At 35.0% G+C, this 19,032-nt stretch carries 16 protein-coding genes; 6 read left to right on the forward strand and 10 right to left on the reverse strand.

Translation table 11 applies throughout. The features are described 5' to 3' along the window. Positions 1–372 precede the first annotated feature (372 nt). The 5 genes from MHB42_RS20110 to MHB42_RS20130 form a co-directional block, all read right to left on the reverse strand. Entirely contained in the window at positions 373–1,455 is a 1,083-nt protein-coding gene (locus MHB42_RS20110; RefSeq protein ID WP_340808413.1) for an ankyrin repeat domain-containing protein, read from the reverse strand. Positions 1,456–1,875: 420 nt separating this feature from the next. Continuing rightward, the gene (locus tag MHB42_RS20115; protein WP_340808414.1) at positions 1,876–3,357 is read right to left on the reverse strand and encodes a malate:quinone oxidoreductase; all 1,482 of its coding nucleotides are present in this window, start codon (positions 3,355–3,357) and stop codon (positions 1,876–1,878) included. Between the two features lie 421 nt (positions 3,358–3,778). Beyond that, on the reverse strand, positions 3,779–3,904 hold the full coding sequence (locus tag MHB42_RS20120) for a hypothetical protein (RefSeq protein ID WP_340808415.1): 126 nt from the start codon (positions 3,902–3,904) through the stop codon (positions 3,779–3,781). A 147-nt stretch (positions 3,905–4,051) separates the two neighbouring features. Further along, the gene (locus tag MHB42_RS20125) at positions 4,052–4,327 is read right to left on the reverse strand and encodes a hypothetical protein (protein ID WP_340808416.1); all 276 of its coding nucleotides are present in this window, start codon (positions 4,325–4,327) and stop codon (positions 4,052–4,054) included. 159 nt (positions 4,328–4,486) lie between these two features. Then, a complete protein-coding gene (locus MHB42_RS20130; RefSeq protein ID WP_340808417.1) occupies positions 4,487–4,696 on the reverse strand; it encodes a hypothetical protein in 210 nt (69 codons plus the stop codon). A gap of 271 nt (positions 4,697–4,967) precedes the next feature. On the opposite strand from MHB42_RS20130, the gene MHB42_RS20135 reads away from it, so the two are divergent. From MHB42_RS20135 to gnd, 4 genes are read left to right on the forward strand one after another with little or no spacing between them, the layout of a single operon-like run. Beyond that, entirely contained in the window at positions 4,968–5,696 is a 729-nt protein-coding gene (locus MHB42_RS20135; RefSeq protein WP_340808418.1) for a GntR family transcriptional regulator, read from the forward strand. Then, entirely contained in the window at positions 5,689–7,224 is a 1,536-nt protein-coding gene (gene gntK / locus MHB42_RS20140) for a gluconokinase (RefSeq protein ID WP_340808419.1), read from the forward strand. Before MHB42_RS20135 ends, gntK begins: the two co-directional genes overlap by 8 nt. Before the next feature lie 21 nt (positions 7,225–7,245). Then, a complete protein-coding gene (locus MHB42_RS20145) occupies positions 7,246–8,592 on the forward strand; it encodes a GntP family permease (RefSeq protein ID WP_340808420.1) in 1,347 nt (448 codons plus the stop codon). A gap of 33 nt (positions 8,593–8,625) precedes the next feature. Further along, complete coding sequence (gene gnd / locus MHB42_RS20150; RefSeq protein ID WP_340808421.1) at positions 8,626–10,029, forward strand: decarboxylating NADP(+)-dependent phosphogluconate dehydrogenase; 1,404 nt, start codon at positions 8,626–8,628, stop codon at positions 10,027–10,029. A gap of 54 nt (positions 10,030–10,083) precedes the next feature. On the opposite strand, the gene MHB42_RS20155 is transcribed toward gnd, so the two are convergent. The 3 genes from MHB42_RS20155 to MHB42_RS20165 form a co-directional block, all read right to left on the reverse strand. Then, complete coding sequence (locus MHB42_RS20155) at positions 10,084–11,607, reverse strand: histidine kinase N-terminal 7TM domain-containing diguanylate cyclase (protein WP_340808422.1); 1,524 nt, start codon at positions 11,605–11,607, stop codon at positions 10,084–10,086. A 672-nt stretch (positions 11,608–12,279) separates the two neighbouring features. Further along, complete coding sequence (locus MHB42_RS20160; protein WP_340808423.1) at positions 12,280–12,921, reverse strand: peptidylprolyl isomerase; 642 nt, start codon at positions 12,919–12,921, stop codon at positions 12,280–12,282. An 816-nt stretch (positions 12,922–13,737) separates the two neighbouring features. Then, positions 13,738–15,603 carry a leucine-rich repeat domain-containing protein gene (locus tag MHB42_RS20165; protein ID WP_340808424.1) on the reverse strand — a complete coding sequence of 622 codons (1,866 nt, stop codon included), beginning with the start codon at positions 15,601–15,603 and terminating at the stop codon, positions 13,738–13,740. Positions 15,604–15,748: 145 nt separating this feature from the next. Here MHB42_RS20165 and MHB42_RS20170 point away from each other — a divergent pair, with 145 nt between their 5' ends. Together MHB42_RS20170 and MHB42_RS20175 are read left to right on the forward strand one after the other, a co-directional pair. Continuing rightward, on the forward strand, positions 15,749–16,294 hold the full coding sequence (locus tag MHB42_RS20170) for a PadR family transcriptional regulator (RefSeq protein ID WP_340808425.1): 546 nt from the start codon (positions 15,749–15,751) through the stop codon (positions 16,292–16,294). A gap of 3 nt (positions 16,295–16,297) precedes the next feature. Then, entirely contained in the window at positions 16,298–16,774 is a 477-nt protein-coding gene (locus MHB42_RS20175) for a DUF4188 domain-containing protein (RefSeq protein ID WP_340808426.1), read from the forward strand. A gap of 63 nt (positions 16,775–16,837) precedes the next feature. Here the strand turns inward: MHB42_RS20175 and MHB42_RS20180 are convergent, their stop codons facing one another. Beyond that, positions 16,838–18,139, reverse strand: coding sequence for a CitMHS family transporter (locus tag MHB42_RS20180; RefSeq protein WP_340808427.1), 1,302 nt, complete (start codon positions 18,137–18,139; stop codon positions 16,838–16,840). Between the two features lie 165 nt (positions 18,140–18,304). After that, positions 18,305–19,027, reverse strand: coding sequence for a response regulator (locus MHB42_RS20185; protein WP_340808428.1), 723 nt, complete (start codon positions 19,025–19,027; stop codon positions 18,305–18,307). Positions 19,028–19,032: the final 5 nt, after the last annotated feature.

A 19,032-nucleotide genomic window follows, 5' to 3' on the forward strand; every position in this document is an offset into this window, starting at 1 on the left:
TTTAATAATTTTATATTCACAACTACTAGTATAAGATTTGGTAAATAGAAGAATAACAAAACCTTTACTAATAGCCTCACTGAGCCAATAACAGCAAACACACTGCCAATTGGTAAAGTAGCTAATATGATGCTCCCTATAACCAGATGGAAATATAAAAAAGCTAGCACTACTATTTGAGCAATATACGTATATGGAAATAATAAATTTATAGCAACTATTGGAAGAGAGAGGCCTAAATAGACAAATCCCAGTCTATTTTATATAACCCTCCCATCCGTCATAAAATAGGAAAAACCCATTAAATATAAACTATTGGCTAGCATTATTACACATTTTATAAGTGGTAGCACTGCTTTATCCTCAATTTCATCAACATTTCTCAATTTCCCCTTCAAGAAATTGAATAAGATATTTTTCCGGCTCAGTAAGGAACTCTTGAAAGCTGCATAAATTTGCATATTCCTTATGCTCAATATCATAGCACCCTACTTGTCCCTTTGGGTTCCATACTATTTGAATATCAGAATAGTTATCAATATTTGCCGAAAGACGCAGTAGCTTTTGACGACCAAGCTTGATTTCAATTGTATCTATTAGTGTAAAAAAATCGATATAATGAATATTATAATCATTTGACGGAAGCTCAAGCCGCAATTGATCTCCTGTTAAAAAATCAATTAGTGCATCTGGTAATTGATACTTTTTCAGCTGATACTTTTTATTTTCTAAATGATGAAGTGCTGTTGGTTCTAATGCCTTCAAATAGTCAGCCAACTCTTTATTTTTCATACTTACTGCAATCGTATAAGCTCTTTCCCCGTCTTTCTCTACTAAAGTAATATCCGCACCCCGCTCAACCAAATATTTTACCATAGTCAAATTACCCATACGTGTAGCAACGGTTAACGGTGTAGCGCCATACGGATAGACCCTATCTGGCCGTTGATAATTAATATTTACCCCATGATCAAGTAAATATGAAACTATTTTCATATCATAATTTGATACAGCCTGACGCAATAATGCTCCACCGTGCTGCCGAATATCAAGCCCAAGCTCGTGAATAAGCGGGATATTTTTTTTATTGCCATAATACGCTTGCGAATAAGCCCCAGAGCCGACCTGATTATCTCCATCTAGCTTTGCCCCATGCTCAACAACATAACGAACTATCTTCTCCCTACAATATCGAACAGCCTTTAAGAAAGCGGGATTCTTTTCAACATTTAAATTTACATTATGCGCTACTAATAATTTTACTACATCAAATTGTTGTGAAATTAATGCTAAGTCTAATGGGCTTAATGATATGTGCTTACTTAATGAAATAGCCTCTTCAATATTCCAGCCATTATTCAGTGCATGCTGTAAAGCAGAAATATCACCTTTATAGATATACATTGCAAGTTCTGGTAGCTGATGAAACGTTCCAATATCTTGTAGCTTAATCATTGAATAAATAACCCCTTTCCTACATTTACAAATAGTATAGAAAACATACTGCTTGCAAGTAATTTAGTCAATTAAATAACTCTCTTGATTTAAATCAATGCCTCTGCACAATACTTTCTCTAAATAATAGTTATAGGCTATACTACAATGTAGCCTCTATCATTCTTAAAATGATTATGTTTTGATTGTTCCTTTTTTGGAAAAAAAGACAATTTATCTTACGGGTCACCATTGCAAGCTATGTATATTTATTGTGTACCTGCTCTTTATTAAGAGTTGTATATTTTTTAAAAATGGACGGTATATATTACAAAATATTTTAATATATAATGATATATGCTATTTTCGCCAAATAAAAATGGAACCCCCAATCTTGAGATGATTGAAGGCTCCATTTAGAAACGCTTACATAAGTTACCTTTATTTTAACTGAAGTGCTTTATCTGTTGTTTCATTAACTTCTTTTAAAAGCTCTGGGTTTTCTGCTAAAGATAAACCGTAAGATGGAATCATTTCTTTAATTTTTGGCTCCCATTCTTTCATTTGTTGTGGGAAGCATTTATTAATAACCTCAAGCATAACATGTACAGCCGTAGACGCACCTGGTGAAGCTCCTAGTAACGCTGCAATTGAGCCATCAGCAGCACTTACAACTTCTGTACCGAATTGAAGTGTTCCTTTACCGCCAGCTTCTGTATCTTTAATAACTTGTACACGTTGACCAGCCACAATAATATCCCAATCATCACTTTTTGCATTTGGAATAAATTCACGTAATTCATCCATACGTTGCTCTTTTGATAGCATAAGCTGCTGGATTAAATATTTTGTTAAAGCCATTTCTTTAACGCCTGCTGCTAGTAATGTTGTAATATTATGCGGCTTTACAGAAGCGAATAAATCCATATTTGAACCTGTTTTTAAGAACTTTGGTGAGAAGCCTGCAAATGGTCCAAATAATAATGATTTTTTATTATCAATATAACGTGTATCAAGATGTGGAACAGACATTGGTGGCGCACCAACTTTTGCTTTTCCGTATACTTTTGCATGATGTTGCTCAGCAACTTCCTGATTTTTACATGCTAAGAATAGACCACTAATAGGGAATCCACCGATATGTTTTCCTTCAGGAATACCTGATTTTTGTAGTAATTCAAGGCTTCCTCCGCCAGCGCCAAGGAAAACAAATTTCGCTGTATGGTATTCCATTTTACAACCATCTAAATCGTGAACATGTACTTCCCATGAACCATCACTATTTTGTTTTAAGCTTTCAACACTATGATTGTAGTTAATATCGACATCTTGTGTTTTTAAATGATCAAATAACATACGTGTTAAAGAACCAAAGTTAACATCTGTACCCGCATCGATTTTTGTTGCAGCAATAGCTTCATCTGCTGAACGATTCTCCATAATCAATGGAATCCATTTTTTTAGTGTTGTAGGATCATCAGAAAATTCCATTCCCTCAAATAATGGATTTTTCGTCATTGTTTCATAACGTTTTTTTAGAAACTCAACATTTTCTTTCCCTTGTACTAAGCTCATATGTGGTAAAGGCATAATGAAGTCTTGTGGATTAGCAATTAGCTGATTGTTTACAAGATACGACCAGAATTGCTTTGAAACTTGGAACTGCTCATTTACGTTAATTGCTTTTTTGATATCGATAGTTCCGTCTTTTTTCTCAGAAGTATAGTTCAGCTCACATAGTGCAGCATGTCCAGTTCCCGCATTGTTCAACTCGTGAGAACTTTCTTCTCCTGCCTTCTCTAGCTTTTCGAATACTGTAATTTTCCAATCTGGTGCTAATTCTTTGAGTAATGTTCCCAAAGTTGCACTCATGATTCCGGCACCAATTAAGATAACATCTGATTTAATTTGTCTGTTACTCATTTTTACCTTCCTTATATATTAAGATTTGCAGAAAGGATGTAAGCTCTCCTGCTTAGAAGTACAGTAAGCCGTGGAGTAACCTTCGAGCACACCATTTCTGTATCAATTATTACCTTATTGCAGTTTATCACAATTAATTCAAGAATAAAATATCAACTATTTATATGAGATTTATCCGTTTTTTTCGAGCCTTTCTATTCATAATTCAAGCAAAAAAACTACTATTATTTTATAGGTAATTTCACTGTTATAAAATTAGCAGCATCAAAATAGTTGACATTTTCATATAAACCAACTCTTTATGTTGTTATATCTATATAATAACATAAAAATATTGTTTGGAAGCAATATTGTAGACTATCCATTCTCAAAACAAAAAGTCGCACTTCACATATAGCAAGTACGCCCCTTTCCAATATATTTACAATAGCTTCATCAATAGCTGATAAAATAGCCCTTTATATAGAATATCAAGCACACCAGCAATAATGACCACAACAATTATTAAAAATATAAATGTTTTTTTATTTTTAGAAATCCATTTCAATAGATTCCACTCCTCTAACTTTATAGTAAACATATTAAGTATAGATGAGATTTAGGCAAAATAGTAATGCTTATTTATTTTCTGCTATATAGTGGCACTAAAAAGACTTAAGCCCATCAACTTGAGCTTAAGTCTTTTTCCTTTTTACTATCGTGTTATGTTTTCCTTCATTTCATGTAGCTGCTGCTTAATCTGTGCTAGGTATTCTTTATTTTGTTGCACTGTATCCAAATGTTCACCATATTGCTCTGCGTTGAAACGTGCATTTTCTGCATGTTCAATTTGATTGAAGGCATGCTCTATCGCTATCTCCTCTGGATGTGATTTTGCATGCTTTAACAAACGATCTGCTTTTTGTACAGAATTACTAAACAATGTACTTGGATGATCCTGCTTCCAGCTTGTATCTGAGTGTTTAGCCATTTATTTCTCTTCCCTTCTTAAATAAGTTAAATGCTCTAGAAAGTATTCAAAAAATATAACATGAGGAACATAACACATTATTTCCCAGGTTATAAAAAGGAACTAAGGCATAAACCTTAGTCCTTCTTCTCAATGTGCTGAATAGCTGTCAAATATAAATTAGTGCCATGCTGTTCGCTCGCTTACAGGCTGTTGAGTACCTGTTTTCCCTCGGCTTTCAGCAAAGTTGTTTACTTGTGCTAAAGCACTATCAAGCTCAAATTCAGAGCCAAACTCCTCCTGCTGAAGCTTCTGATGGCGGTTGCTTTTGCTTGCACTTCTCGTCCCATTGACTTTTGCACTGTTACGATTTGTCTTCATATTTGACATAACCATCCTCCATCGATTATTTGAAAAGCTCATATCAACTTTTCATATTAAAGTTTGTCCACCACTATAAAATTTTATGAATCATAAAATTTTATTCTCTCCTCCTTTTTAGACATAAAAAATCACTATTTAGGGTAAGTATATTGTTGAGTTTCTCTTTATTTTGATTACCATAAGTTTGAAAATAAATTTTAAGACTCTTGCAATCTTATTTTCTTTCCGTCTATAATACTTGTATACAAGTATACTTAAAATAAAAAAAGGTGGTATTATGAGCGAATCTAAGGAGTTTTTATATCCACAAAAATGGCTTTCTAAGGCTTCAACTGGTGATCGTGTAGCTTACGAACTGAGAATGCGTATTATTGCAGGCATAATTGAAAGCGGTACCATTCTTTCTGAAAATAAATTGGCTGCTGATTTTGAGGTAAGCCGCTCACCTATTCGTGAAGCCTTAAGAACATTGTCATCTGAAAACATCATCCGTTTAGAAAAAACAGGCGCTGTTGTACTAGGCTTATCAGAAAAGGAAATTGAAGAAATTTATGATGTTCGTTTATTGATTGAAACATTTGTGTTTGAACGTCTTATTAAAATGGATACAACTAACCTAGCCACGGAACTTAGTAAAATTTTAGAAATGATGAAGGTTGCCATAAAATATAACGACGCTGATGAGTTTTCTTATCAGGATGTTATGTTCCATGAAGCCATTATTCGCTCCATTGGGCACTCTTATATCACAATGATTTGGAATAACTTAAAGCCAGTAATGGAAGGCTTTATTCTGCTATCAATGCGTATGCGCTTTAAAGAAAAATATGAGGATTTTAATCGCATTATTAAAAACCATGAATTATACATTGATGCCATCAAATCAAAGGATAGAAAGCTTATGATTAAATCCCTACACGAAAATTTTGACGATGTCCAAGGGAAGGTAGAAGATTTATGGAGATCACAAATGCTATCCAAAGGAGTTGAAGCACAAGATGACTAGCTATATGTTAGGTGTCGATATTGGTACTACAAGCACAAAAGCCGTACTATTCAGTGAACAAGGCGAAGTGATTCAACACGAGAATATCGGGTATCCGCTTCATACACCTGATATTTCCACAGCTGAGCAAAATCCAGATGAAATTTTCCAAGCTGTACTACAAGCCATCGCCAATATTACGAAAAAGCATTCGGATAAACCGCTATTATTTATTTCCTTTAGTAGTGCTATGCATAGTGTTATTGCCATAGATGAAGACGATCAGCCATTAACGCCTGTTATTACATGGGCAGATAATCGTAGTGAAGCTTGGGCACATAAAATCAAAGATGACTGGAATGGTCATGAAATTTATAAAAGAACGGGTACACCTATTCATCCAATGTCACCATTAAGTAAAATTACATGGCTTGTCAATGAACATCCTGAAATAGCTAGTAAAACGCAAAAATACATTGGCATTAAAGAATATGTTTTTAAAAAGCTTTTCGATCAATATGTGGTCGATTATTCATTAGCTTCAGCTATGGGCATGATGAATCTTCATACATTAGCTTGGGATGAGGAAGCATTAACAGTTGCAGGCATTACAAAGGAGCAATTATCAACGCTTGTGCCAACAACTACGCAATTTACTAACTGCAATGCTAAGCTAGCAAAGCAAATTGGCATTAACCCTCAAACACCTTTTATCATTGGTGCAAGTGATGGCGTCCTGTCGAATTTAGGTGTCAATGCCATTAAAGAAGGCGAAATCGCTGTCACAATTGGGACAAGCGGTGCGATTCGTACAATTATTGATAAGCCTAAAACAGATGTGAAAGGTAGAATTTTCTGCTATGCCTTAACAGAGAATCATTGGGTTATTGGCGGACCTGTCAACAATGGCGGTATGATTTTCCGCTGGATTCGAGATGAATTTGCTTCTTCTGAAATTGAAACAGCTAAAAGATTGGGCATTGATCCATACGAAGTATTAACGAAAATTGCCGAACGTGTCAGACCTGGTGCTGATGGATTACTATTCCATCCATATTTATCAGGCGAACGGGCACCTTTATGGAATCCAGATGTACGCGGTTCATTTTTTGGCTTAACAATGTCCCATAAAAAAGAGCATATGATTCGAGCTGCACTTGAAGGGGTTATTTACAATTTATATACAGTTTATTTAGCTTTACTTGAATGTATGGAAAGCCCTGTTACTCGTATTCAAGCAACAGGTGGCTTCTCTCGCTCTGAAATTTGGCGACAAATGATGGCAGATATCTTTGAATCAGATGTAGTCGTGCCTGAAAGCTACGAAAGCTCCTGCTTAGGCGCTTGTATCTTAGGTTTATATGCTACTGGAAAAATTGATTCCTTTGACATCGTTGCGGATATGATTGGTGATACGTATAAACATACACCAAAGGAAGAGGCTGTAAAGGAATATAGACAGCTACTGCCTATTTTTATTCGTCTATCACGACTATTAACAGATGACTATACAGCTATTGCCAATTATCAAAGAAGTTTAAATAAATAAGCTCCAAAGGAGGAACATAACATGCCATTAGTTATTGTCGGAATTGGAATTATTGCATTGCTAATTTTAATCATGGGCTTTAAGCTAAATACTTTTATTTCGTTAATCATTGTATCATTTGGTGTAGCCTTAGCCCTTGGCATGCCTTTAACAGAAATTGTGCCAACAATTGAAGCTGGCTTAGGTGGAACACTTGGTCACTTGGCATTAATATTTGGTCTAGGTGCTATGCTAGGTCGATTAATTGCTGATGCAGGTGGTGCACAGCGTATTGCCATGACGCTTGTCAATAAATTTGGGGAAAAGAATATCCAATGGGCAGTTGTAGCAGCATCATTTATTATCGGTATCGCTCTGTTCTTTGAAGTAGGGCTTGTATTATTAATTCCAATTGTCTTTGCCATTTCAAGAGAATTAAAGGTTTCCATTCTATACCTCGGTATTCCAATGACAGCAGCATTATCTGTTACACATGGATTTTTACCGCCACATCCCGGCCCTACCGTAATTGCTGGGGAATTTGGGGCGAATATTGGCGAAGTATTGCTTTACGGATTTATTATTGCCATCCCAACCGTTATTTTAGCTGGACCGCTCTTTACAAAATTGGCAAAAAAGCTAGTGCCTGAATCCTTCAATAAGGAAGGGAATATTGAATCTTTAGGTGAGCAAAAAACTTTTAAAATAGAAGAAACACCTGGCTTTGGTATTAGTGTTTTCACTGCACTACTACCTGTTATTTTAATGTCGATTGCAACAATTATTACATTGCTACAAAAAACAGTTGGCTTTGATGATAATGCCCTATTAGCTGCCATTCGCTTTATTGGTGAGGCTGGTACTGCTATGTTAATTTCCCTATTAGTAGCTGTCTATACAATGGGGATAGCAAGAAATATTCCAATTAAAGAAGTAATGGAATCTTGTACAACAGCTATCCTGCATATTGGGATGATGCTTTTAATTATTGGTGGCGGTGGCGCCTTCAAACAAGTGCTGATTAATGGTGGCGTTGGTGACTATGTTGCTGAGCTATTCCATGGAACTACATTATCACCTATTTTACTTGCGTGGATTATCGCAGCAATCTTACGTATTTCATTAGGGTCTGCTACAGTTGCTGCTTTAACAACAGCAGGACTTGTTATTCCAATGCTAGGTCAAAGCGATGTTAACCTTGCATTGGTCGTTCTTGCTACAGGAGCGGGAAGCTTAATTGCCTCACATGTAAATGATGCAGGCTTCTGGATGTTTAAAGAATATTTTGGCTTAAGCATGAAGGAAACCTTTGCGACATGGACATTACTCGAAACAATTGTATCTGTAGCTGGTTTAGGATTTATTTTATTACTTAGTTTATTTGTCTAACAATCATCACCATCTAATAAAGGAGCGAAAAAAATGTTAAATACAATAGGCGTTATTGGTTTAGGCGTTATGGGTAGTAATCTTGCTCTGAATATGGCCAATAAAGGTGAACATGTATCGATCTATAATTATACAAGGGATTTAACAGATAAACTTTTGGAAAAGGTTGAAGGTCAAGCACTATCACCTTATTATGTGTTAGAAGACTTTGTACAATCATTAGAAAAACCTCGTAAAGTATTTCTAATGGTGACAGCAGGCAAGGCGATTGATTCGGTTATTCAATCTTTAGTCCCTCTTCTTGACAAAGGCGATATTATTATGGATGGTGGGAACTCTCACTATAAAGATACTGAGCGTAGATATAGTGAGCTAAAGGCACAGGGTATCGGATATTTAGGAATTGGTATTTCAGGCGGAGAGGTTGGTGCGTTAACAGGTCCTTCTATTATGCCTGGTGGCGATAAGGATATTTATGAAAAAGCTGCTCCTATTTTAACAAAAATTGCTGCACAAGCCGATGGCACACCTTGCTGCACATATATTGGTCCCGAAGGTGCAGGGCATTTTGTGAAAATGGTGCATAATGGGATTGAATATGCCGATATGCAGCTTATTGCAGAAGCCTATACATTTTTGCGAGAAAATGTAGGCTTATCAGTTGAGGAAATTGCTGATACTTTTGAAATATGGAATCAAGGTGAGCTAAAAAGCTACTTAATTGAAATTACAGCTGAAATTTTAAGGAAAAAGGATGATATAACAGGCTTACCATTAATTGATGTTATTCTCGATAAGGCTGGTCAAAAGGGGACTGGCAAATGGACAAGCATGCAATCCATTGATAACGGTATTCCTACATCCATTATTACAGAGGCGCTCTTTGCTCGCTATGTATCTGCGTTAAAAGACGAGCGTGTCCATGCGGAATCAATTTTAGCAGGCCCTAACAAAAACCATCTTCATGGCGCAGATAAAGCTATGTGGATTGAATCTGTAAGACAAGCATTATATATGGGGAAAATTTGTGCTTATGCACAAGGGTTTACACAATATAAAATGACATCTGAGCTTTATAACTGGAACTTGCCATTAAAGGATATTGCGCTTATTTTCCGTAGCGGCTGTATTATCCGTGCAGAGTTTTTAAATGTTATTAGTGAGGCTTATGAAAATCAACCTGCGCTTGCTAATTTATTGATTGCTCCATACTTTGCAGAAAAAACAAAGGATTATCAACATGGCTTAAGAAAAATTGTTTCTGAAGGCATTTTATCAGGTACTGCCTTACCATGTTTAAGTGCTTCGCTTTCCTATTACGATAGCTACCGAACTGGCACATCTAATGCTAATTTACTTCAGGCACAACGTGATTACTTTGGTGCTCACACTTATGAACGACGTGACCAAGAAGGCATCTTCCATACAAATTGGTAATAAATAAAGCTAAAATATACAGGATCACATGAATGACCTTGTATATTTTAGCTTCTATTTTTGGTATATACATACTTGATTGCGTCCTGCTTGTTTTGCTGAATAGAGGGCTTTATCTGCTTTATTTAAAAGCTGGTACAATGTTTCCTCTCGATTTGTGGCTTCCGCCACACCACAGCTAATTGTAGTCGTAATTACACCTTCAGCTACTAGCAATGGCTGAGAGGCCACACTATGACAAAGCTGCTGTGCTAAAGCCTCTCCTTCTGCCAACGTACCACCCTTAAGTGCAAGCACAAATTCCTCACCACCATACCTTGCAAAAAGTGCTGCTTTTGTGATTAGTCTTTGACAAACCTTTACAACATGTACAAGCACCTGATCGCCAACGGCATGACCATACGTATCATTTACTTTTTTAAAATAATCAATATCAATTAAAATCACTGTAAAGGGTGCTACGGTTTCCATCGCCTCTTGGTAAGCTTGATTACATTGCTGAAAAAATGCACGACGATTATAAATTTGCGTTAGCTCATCATAATAAGCTTGCTGCTCTAGCATTTTTTGCAAATTTTTCAGCTCTGTAATATCTGTAAAAATTAACAATAATCCTTTATCATGCTGTAGTGTTGTAATACGTACTTGATAAGTTCGAGTAGTATGAGTCAGCTCAAATTCCGTAGTTTCCAATGTAAAGGGTGTGGATTGTCCAAATATAATAGACCATACTTGCTCAAAATCCAATCCAAACATAATTTTTGATAGCTGAGGAAACATTTTTTGACATGCTCGATTAAACTCAATTAGCCGATAGCATTGATCTAATACTATAACCCCATCGTTCATACTATGAAATATTGCATCTTTAGCAATTGGCATCACTCTAAATAATCGAGAAGAGCGAATAGACCATAAATACAATAGCGAAGAAACCCATAAAACCATTGGAACAGGGTCAATTCCTTGTGGTGTAAAGCCCATCAAATAGATAAAGCCTGTCATCATTGAGATTAGCTGACCACACATTAATGCAATTAATTGCCATCGGTATGCTTTAACTGTTTCTTTCCAATACGTTAAGATCAATAGAAATGCTACAAACATACAGGCAAAGGTATATACACCATGAATGATATACCATATCCCAATCTCTTGATAAATATAAGGAGCCCCAAGTACAGGGTCAATTTCGAATACGCTATAATGTAGATGGTGGATATCATTTGTAGCTACCATTATTAAATTAATAAAGGGAATAAAAAGAAGTGCTATTATTTTTATTTTTGTAATATAAAAGCCTACATAGTGCATAATAAACAATAAGCCTAGTGGAGCTGAAATAGCTATTCCAATATACTGAATAACCGTCCAAAACTTTATTGCCTCTAATGTTGTGGCGGTCATACCAAACGCACTAGCAAAGCAATACAATGCTATAAAAGCTGTATAACCAATAAACAATTGAGCAATTTTTGTATAGTTATAGCGCTTGAGAAATACATACAAACATAAATACAAATTTAATACACCCGATATACAGCTAAGAGTAATAACAGCAGTCAATTGGGAATTCACGTTTATGTACCTCTTTTATTTTTAATTTAGCATAAATATAAAGTTTTGTAGATTAATTTATAAAAAGCTTTGTTACAAATTATTAATCATTTCAACTACTTCCATACATATTTCCCGTACAATATTTTCATATGGCGAATTCAAATATTATTTTCCTTTCCGACCCATCCGGAAATTTTATCGTTTTCCGACAGAAGACGCCCGCTGCAATAACTAGATGGGGGTAGTTCAAACATCCTTTTTACAATAAATATATTGTCTTTACAGGCGCTCTTTCCACGATGACCCGCTTAGAGGCTGCTAAACAGGTAAATGCCTATTGAGGAATATTGCAAGGAGCTGTTACAGCAAAAACGGATTTCATTATTCTTGGCAAAAAACGACGAGGCATTAGCACAAAGCAGAGCAACTAACCCGCCTTGGTGAGGATATTCAAATAATTGTAGAGGATGATTTTTATGGCTTATTTCCATGCCAATAAAACCTTAAAAAATAAGACGCTGGGACAAAAGTATTTTAGCCAATCAAAAAGCCGAACTATTTAAGAAACAATTGTACAGTGTTCCTTAATAGTTCGGTTTGCTCTTTTTATTGAAGGATATTTACTAAAATATCCTTCGGCTTTTCGAAGCTGCAATTTAGTTATGCCCTAGCCTCTTATTGTGCAATTAATTATTTATGAACTTTTGGTGCTGGATAATCAAAGCCCTTTGTATCAACCTCTACCTTTTTCATTTGCTGATCCTCTAATGGCTTATCCGCACCATCTCGCTCAACCGCAACAATGGCATCAACTGTTTCCATGCCCTCAATCACTTTCCCAAAAGCAGCATACTGACCATCGAGCTGTGATTCCTGCTCTACCATAATGAAAAATTGCGAGCCTGCAGAATTGAAGTCCTGTGAACGAGCCATTGAAATAACACCACGCTCATGCTTTAAATTATTTTCAAAACCATTTGCTGAAAACTCACCATCAATCGAATAGTCTGGACCACCCGTACCATTCCCTACTGGATCACCGCCCTGAATCATAAAGCCAGGAATTACCCTATGAAAAATAAGCCCATCATAAAATCCCTTTTCCACTAAAGAAATAAAATTTGCAACAGTATTCGGTGCTGTAGCAGGCTCTAGTTCAATCACAATTTTTTCATCATTGCTCATAGTAATTGTTACAATCGGATTTTCCTTTACCTTTGTTGCATAATCCACCGCATCATCCGCATTATTTTTATCTTCTGTTGTGCCACAGCCTACCAAAAGGAAGACAAGTGTTAGTAATGCTAAAAACCCTTTATAGCGTCCAACCATTTTTTCAACTCCTATTGATCAATATTTCGCATTATCAACTTTATCGCATTATCCTTCTATTGTGAACAGAAACCCTTATATAAGCTACTTGAAAAATATTTATAGCTTTTCTATCTTAATAAACAAATATTCCTATGGAAAAGCCAATTTAGAAGAAACAGCAGCTTATAGTAGTAGCGCTCCTCAATAGGGTTACATATTATTAAACAACCTCTTTAAAGCTATTTTCTAAATGATTTAGAAATTACCCAAATCGTTAGAAAAAGAAAGGCTACGTATAAAATAACGATAAATGTAATTCCAATAGCACTTCTTGGTATAAACCTTAAAGATCAAATTACAGCCATAATAGTAGCAAACTAAAACGATCTTTCCTTATTTTTGTATTCATTTTTTCAGATTAAAAGCAATGATTAAATATGCTATTGGCGGAGATATGATAGCAATTACTATAGATGAATTCCTCCTCAAATATCAAGGTAGGCTTTCTTCATTTTTATCCATAAATCTAAATTATACCTTATATAAAATTTCATTTTTGTAAATATATAGATAAAGTGATTGTAACATATAAAAGAGAAATTTATTATGATTAAATCAAAAAATTATTGCTTGTCTATTATCTAGATATAGAATTTATATAAAATAATTCTGCTTATGCAGATATTTTATTAAACAAGCTATCAAAATGAATCCGATAACATAGTTAAAACAATAGGTTGTTTTCTATTGGAAATCAATGCACCATCTAATAAACCTATTATCACATTAAAAGTATACTCATGCAGGTACAAGCATTGAAATTCAACAACTTTGTTATTCGTATACAATTCCTTTATCAAGCATTGATTTATTTTGCACTGGATTTCCTAAAATATACATCTTTTTCAAATTAGGTAAGATCACTAAAGACTCAATATTTGGAATAGCGTTATTTTCCAAATGAAGCACCTCAATTTGTTGCCAATTCTCCATAAAGCCTAGCGATTGCAATGTGTTATCCTGCATTGTAAATGAACGTAAGACAGTCATATTTTTAAAGTAAGGCATCATTTTATTCACATCAGTTAACCAATCCCCATCATCAATTTTAAAAGAGGGTTTATAGAGAGCTAAGTGCTCTAATGTATTATTTACAAACGGCTTTTCACTATTGATACTAAAAGAACAACCTCTACAATCAAATGTTTTTATATGCTGCAAATTAAATAACTCATCTGTTTCACTGAAAAAATATGCCTCACTTACATATAATGTTTGCAAGCTAGGTAATTGATTTAATGAGCGAATATTAATAATTTCCTCGCCCTCCACTGTGGCTAGCTGCTCCAGCTGTGGAAATTTCAATAGCTGTGCAGCATCAAAATTCGAGGAAAGATGAACAGTCAAATCATTTAATGCTGGTGCATCTAATTTAGAAATAAGGGCTTCATTCAATTCTGCCTTCTTTAAATTTGGTGCAACAATTGCTGGCACAAGCTCTTTATAATAACCTATTATTTTCAGCTCTGTTAAAGATGATAGGCTACCTATTGCCTCAAGTGAATCTAATTCGAGAAGACTTTCTAAGCTAAGCTTTGTCAAAGACTGCTTATTTCTAATAGGCTCTAAATTTGTAATATACGTGTAATTTAAGTACAGGGACTGTAAATTTGACATGCTTTGCAGAAAATCCACTGTTTTTAAGTTTTTAGCATGCTCTATACGTAATTCACGCAATTGGCTTAATGAGTATAGTGCACTAAAATCTGTTGCATCTGTATACATAATATTTAAAGCTTGTAAATCCGTTAGCGAGGATAACCAGTTAAAATCATCGACACCATATATGGCAAATGATTTTAACTTTAGCTGGTGTAATAAATGAAAATCTGTCACCGATTCATCAACATACGTAATTTCTAGTGACTGTAAATTCGGAAAGTCTAATAGTAAAGCAAGCTCCTGATTATTACGAATCTGTGTAGTAAGCTCTATAATTTTCGATTTATCTCCTATAAACTCCGCTACTTTCGTTAAGGATTCATTGAATGCCGTTGAATAGCTTTTTAAGCCTTTTAAATGCTCAAAGCTTATTTGATCGCTTTGCTGAATTTCATATTCATTATCTAGCTTTAGCTTCGTTAAGCCTGTAAAAGCTTCAAAATCCTTTTGCTCAATTCTTTGCTTATTTAACAGCTTATCCATCATTATATAGCTGGAAATTTCAGCCTGCTCATTTGAAAATGGATCATCAAAACTATATTCAAAATGCCACTGCTCGTCGAAATTACGAGCAGAGAAATAGCGGATTGTTGCAATTTCTTCTTTAGTAGGTAGCGCATCCCCTTTATTGAAAATATCCTTTAGGAAAAATAGGAGCACTTCACTTTCAGGCATTGTACGAGCTTCTACTTTATGCTGACTATCTGTTTCTGTATCCCCCAACGTAAAATACCCTAAAAACGCCACAATAATAATCACTGGTATTAACAACAGTAAAGCTTTCAATTTTGGAGGCATATGCGCTGTCTGTTGAGTAGGAGCTGCGCCATAATAATTATTAATCGTTTGGTTAATATAATAAACTTTCTTTTCCTTCACTAATAATTCTGTTTCACAATAAGGACATTTAATCGCTTGCCCTTCCTTGTATTCAAGTTTTCCATTACAATTTGGACAATTTAATTTAATCAATGCCATTAGCCACCCTCCTTTTCATTTATTAAAGCAAATTTTGATATAGATAAAAATAGGAGAAGATACCCCTTAATTGGTCTTGCATTTTTTAAAACCACCCATTATCATATATCTAAATGATACATATCATTTAGATAGGTGTGAAAATATGAAAAGTTATAACGACACAACATATGCAATATTAGGAATATTAACAACGGAATGTAAATCAGGCTATGCCATTAAACAGCTGATTGATAGAAGCCTTCAGCATTTTTGGAAAATTAGCTATGGGCAAATCTATCCAACGCTTAAATTAATTTCCCAGGAAGGATTAGCAGAGGTACGCACTTCCGTGAGGGATGGAAAGCCTGATAAAAATGAATATTATCTAACTGCAAAAGGGCTAGAGGTATTAAAAAATTGGTTAGAGCAGCCCATTGAGCAATTTCCAACAGAACGTAATGAGGTTTTGCTTAAATTATTTTTTGGACACTATCAATCTGATGAAAGCCAACAATCACTGCTACAAAATTATAAAGAAGCGCTTAAGGGACGCTATCAAACTTATGTAGCGATCGAACATGCAATCCAGCAGGATACAAGTGAAAATTTAAAGTATTGGCTATTTACATTGGATTATGGAAAAAGGACAACACAAGCCACAATTGAATGGTGTGATTTTACGCTTCAGCAACTTCACAAGGAGGAATAGAACATGGCTAACAAGGTTTACACTGGGCGCTATACAGTTGATAACGCAAAGGATATGGTCGTTTTTATTATTGGCATGAGAGTAAATAAGCGCCTCGCTATTCACAAATGGTTTCCTGTATTTACAGCAATGCCTGGCATGGTGAAGGAGCTTTATACAAACAAGGAGGAGCTGGGCTTTTTATCAATGGAAAGCTATTTTGGACTGAAAACAACAACGATGATTCAATATTGGCGTTCTCTTGAGGATTTGCTTGCCTACGCGAAAAATGACAAACATTTAACTGCATGGAAGCATTTTAATCAAAAAGCTGCTGGCAATGAGGCAGTTGGTATTTATCATGAAACATATCAAATTCGTAAGGGTACCTATGAAGCCATTTATGTCAATATGCCACACTATGGTCTAGGAAAGGCTTTACCACGTATTGCCGTGACAGCAGAAAGAAATTCTGCCTCTAAAAGGCTTAACAATGGATAATTTTCGTTAATAAAAAAGCTAGCTGATGTTTTTACAACATCAACTAGCTTTAGAAATAAAAGTTTAAGCTCCAATCGAAATAACGCCTAAAAGTAAAGCTGCAATTGTCATAACAATCACCGTGCCAAAAGCCCATTTGATGGCAAATCGCTGTAAATCACCAAATTCTGTACCTACTAGCCCAATCATTAAATGTGCGGCTGCTACTAACGGACTTAATACGTGTACAGGCTGTCCAATTAATGCTGCACGTCCAACTTCCGCTGCACTAATACCATAAGCCTCTGCAGTTTGTGCCAAAATCGGTAGTACACCAAAATAAAAGGCATTATTGGACATAAAGAATGTAAATGGTGCACTTAAAAAGGCAACTATAATAGCTAAATAAGGTCCTAATGCAGGTGGAATAACAGCTACCAAAGTTTGTGCCATCGCATCGATCATGCCTGTTCCAGATATAATACCAGAGAAAATACCTGCTGCAATTACAATCGAAACAACTGCTAATGAATTTTTAGAATGTGAAAGTAATCGCTCTTGCTGTAATTTTAAATTTGGATAATTGACTAATAGTGCAATTGCTAATGCAATCATAAATAAAACACCTAATGACATAAAATCAAGAATTAAACAAACCATTAATGCAATCGTTAATGCTAGGTTAAACCATACTAATTTTGGTCGTTTATAAGCTACTGTTCCCGTTAAGCTTTCATCGATCTGCACGGTTTCAGTATCATCTAATGTAATAATTCCAATACGTTTACGCTCCATCATACCTAATAAAAAGGCTGCTACAATAACCCAAACAAGTCCAATTGCCATAATTGGAATCATCGGAATAAATACTTCAGAAGAATTTAATCCAAGAGAGGCCATCGCCATTGCAGAGGCTCCTCCCCATGGTGTCATATTCATAACACCCATTGAAAGCATTGCTGTTGTGGCTAACACTAAGCGGTTCATCCCTAATCTTTTATATAACGGTAATAAAGATGAAACTGTAATAATATATGTAGTTGTTCCATCACCATCTAATGCTACCATCATTGATAAGACAGCTGTCCCTACAACAATTTTTAGTGGATCACCTTGTACAAGCTGTAAAATTTTCTTAATTAATGGATCAAATAACCCCGTATCAATCATGATACCGAAGTATAAAATCGCGAATAAAATCATAATAGCGGTCATCGCTACATTTTTTACGCCCTCTTCCATCATAGGGCCTAACTCAGTGAAATAACCACCTATCGTAGCGAAAATTATTGGTACAATCATAATGGCTACTAAAGCTGATAAACGCTTCGCCATGATTAAATACATAAATACCACTACCATCGCAAATCCTAAAAATGATAACATATATGCTCCTCCATACACTAAATATTCATACTTATGAAAACGTTTTATTTTTAAATATTAGCATTCTTTTGACAAATTCATATATTTTAAGGTTATTATCTATTATTTTTATTATCATCATTTTTTTCATATTTTTCACATATAAAAAAAGCAATGGATAAGCATCTACTCATCCATTGCTGTTTGTATAACACGTCTATATTTTCTCTCAGGTCTTCCTACATTACCATAGCCATTTTCGACTTCCATTTCATCCAAAGAAACAAGATATTCTAAATAACGTCGCATCGTTGAATAGCTAATACCAACAATTTGACTTAATTCATCAACGCTTACGCTTGTTGTTAACGACTGAATATGCTGTCGCACTAATTTTAATGTATGCTTATCAATTCCCTTTGGGTACGTTGTTTTTGGTTTTACTTGCTCAGTCATATCCTTCTGATTGGATTGGAATAATCGATCAATATAATCCTGATTCATACTATCATTTTCATGTAAGCTTTCACGAACGGCTTTAAATTTATTTAAAGTAGCAACTAGCTTATCAATAATAATTGGCTTAATGAGATAGCCAAAAGCGCCACCACGAATTGCTTCACTTACCGTTTCAGTATCATTCGCTGCTGTAATCATAATAACATCAATACCACGATATTTTTGACGAATCTCCCTTAACAGCTCAATGCCATTCATATCTGGTAAAAAAACATCCAATAAAATTAAATGTGGCTGAATCATATTTAAAATTTCTAAAGTTTGCGTACCAGAGCTCGCTGTAGCTATAACATGAAATCCCTCTAACTGATTTGTAAAATGTTTATAAATATTGACCGCATCCAAATCATCTTCGACAATGATGACATTCATCGTTTTATCATTTATCATGTTAG

Source organism: Lysinibacillus sp. FSL K6-0232, from assembly GCF_038008325.1.
GTDB lineage: Bacteria > Bacillota > Bacilli > Bacillales_A > Planococcaceae > Lysinibacillus.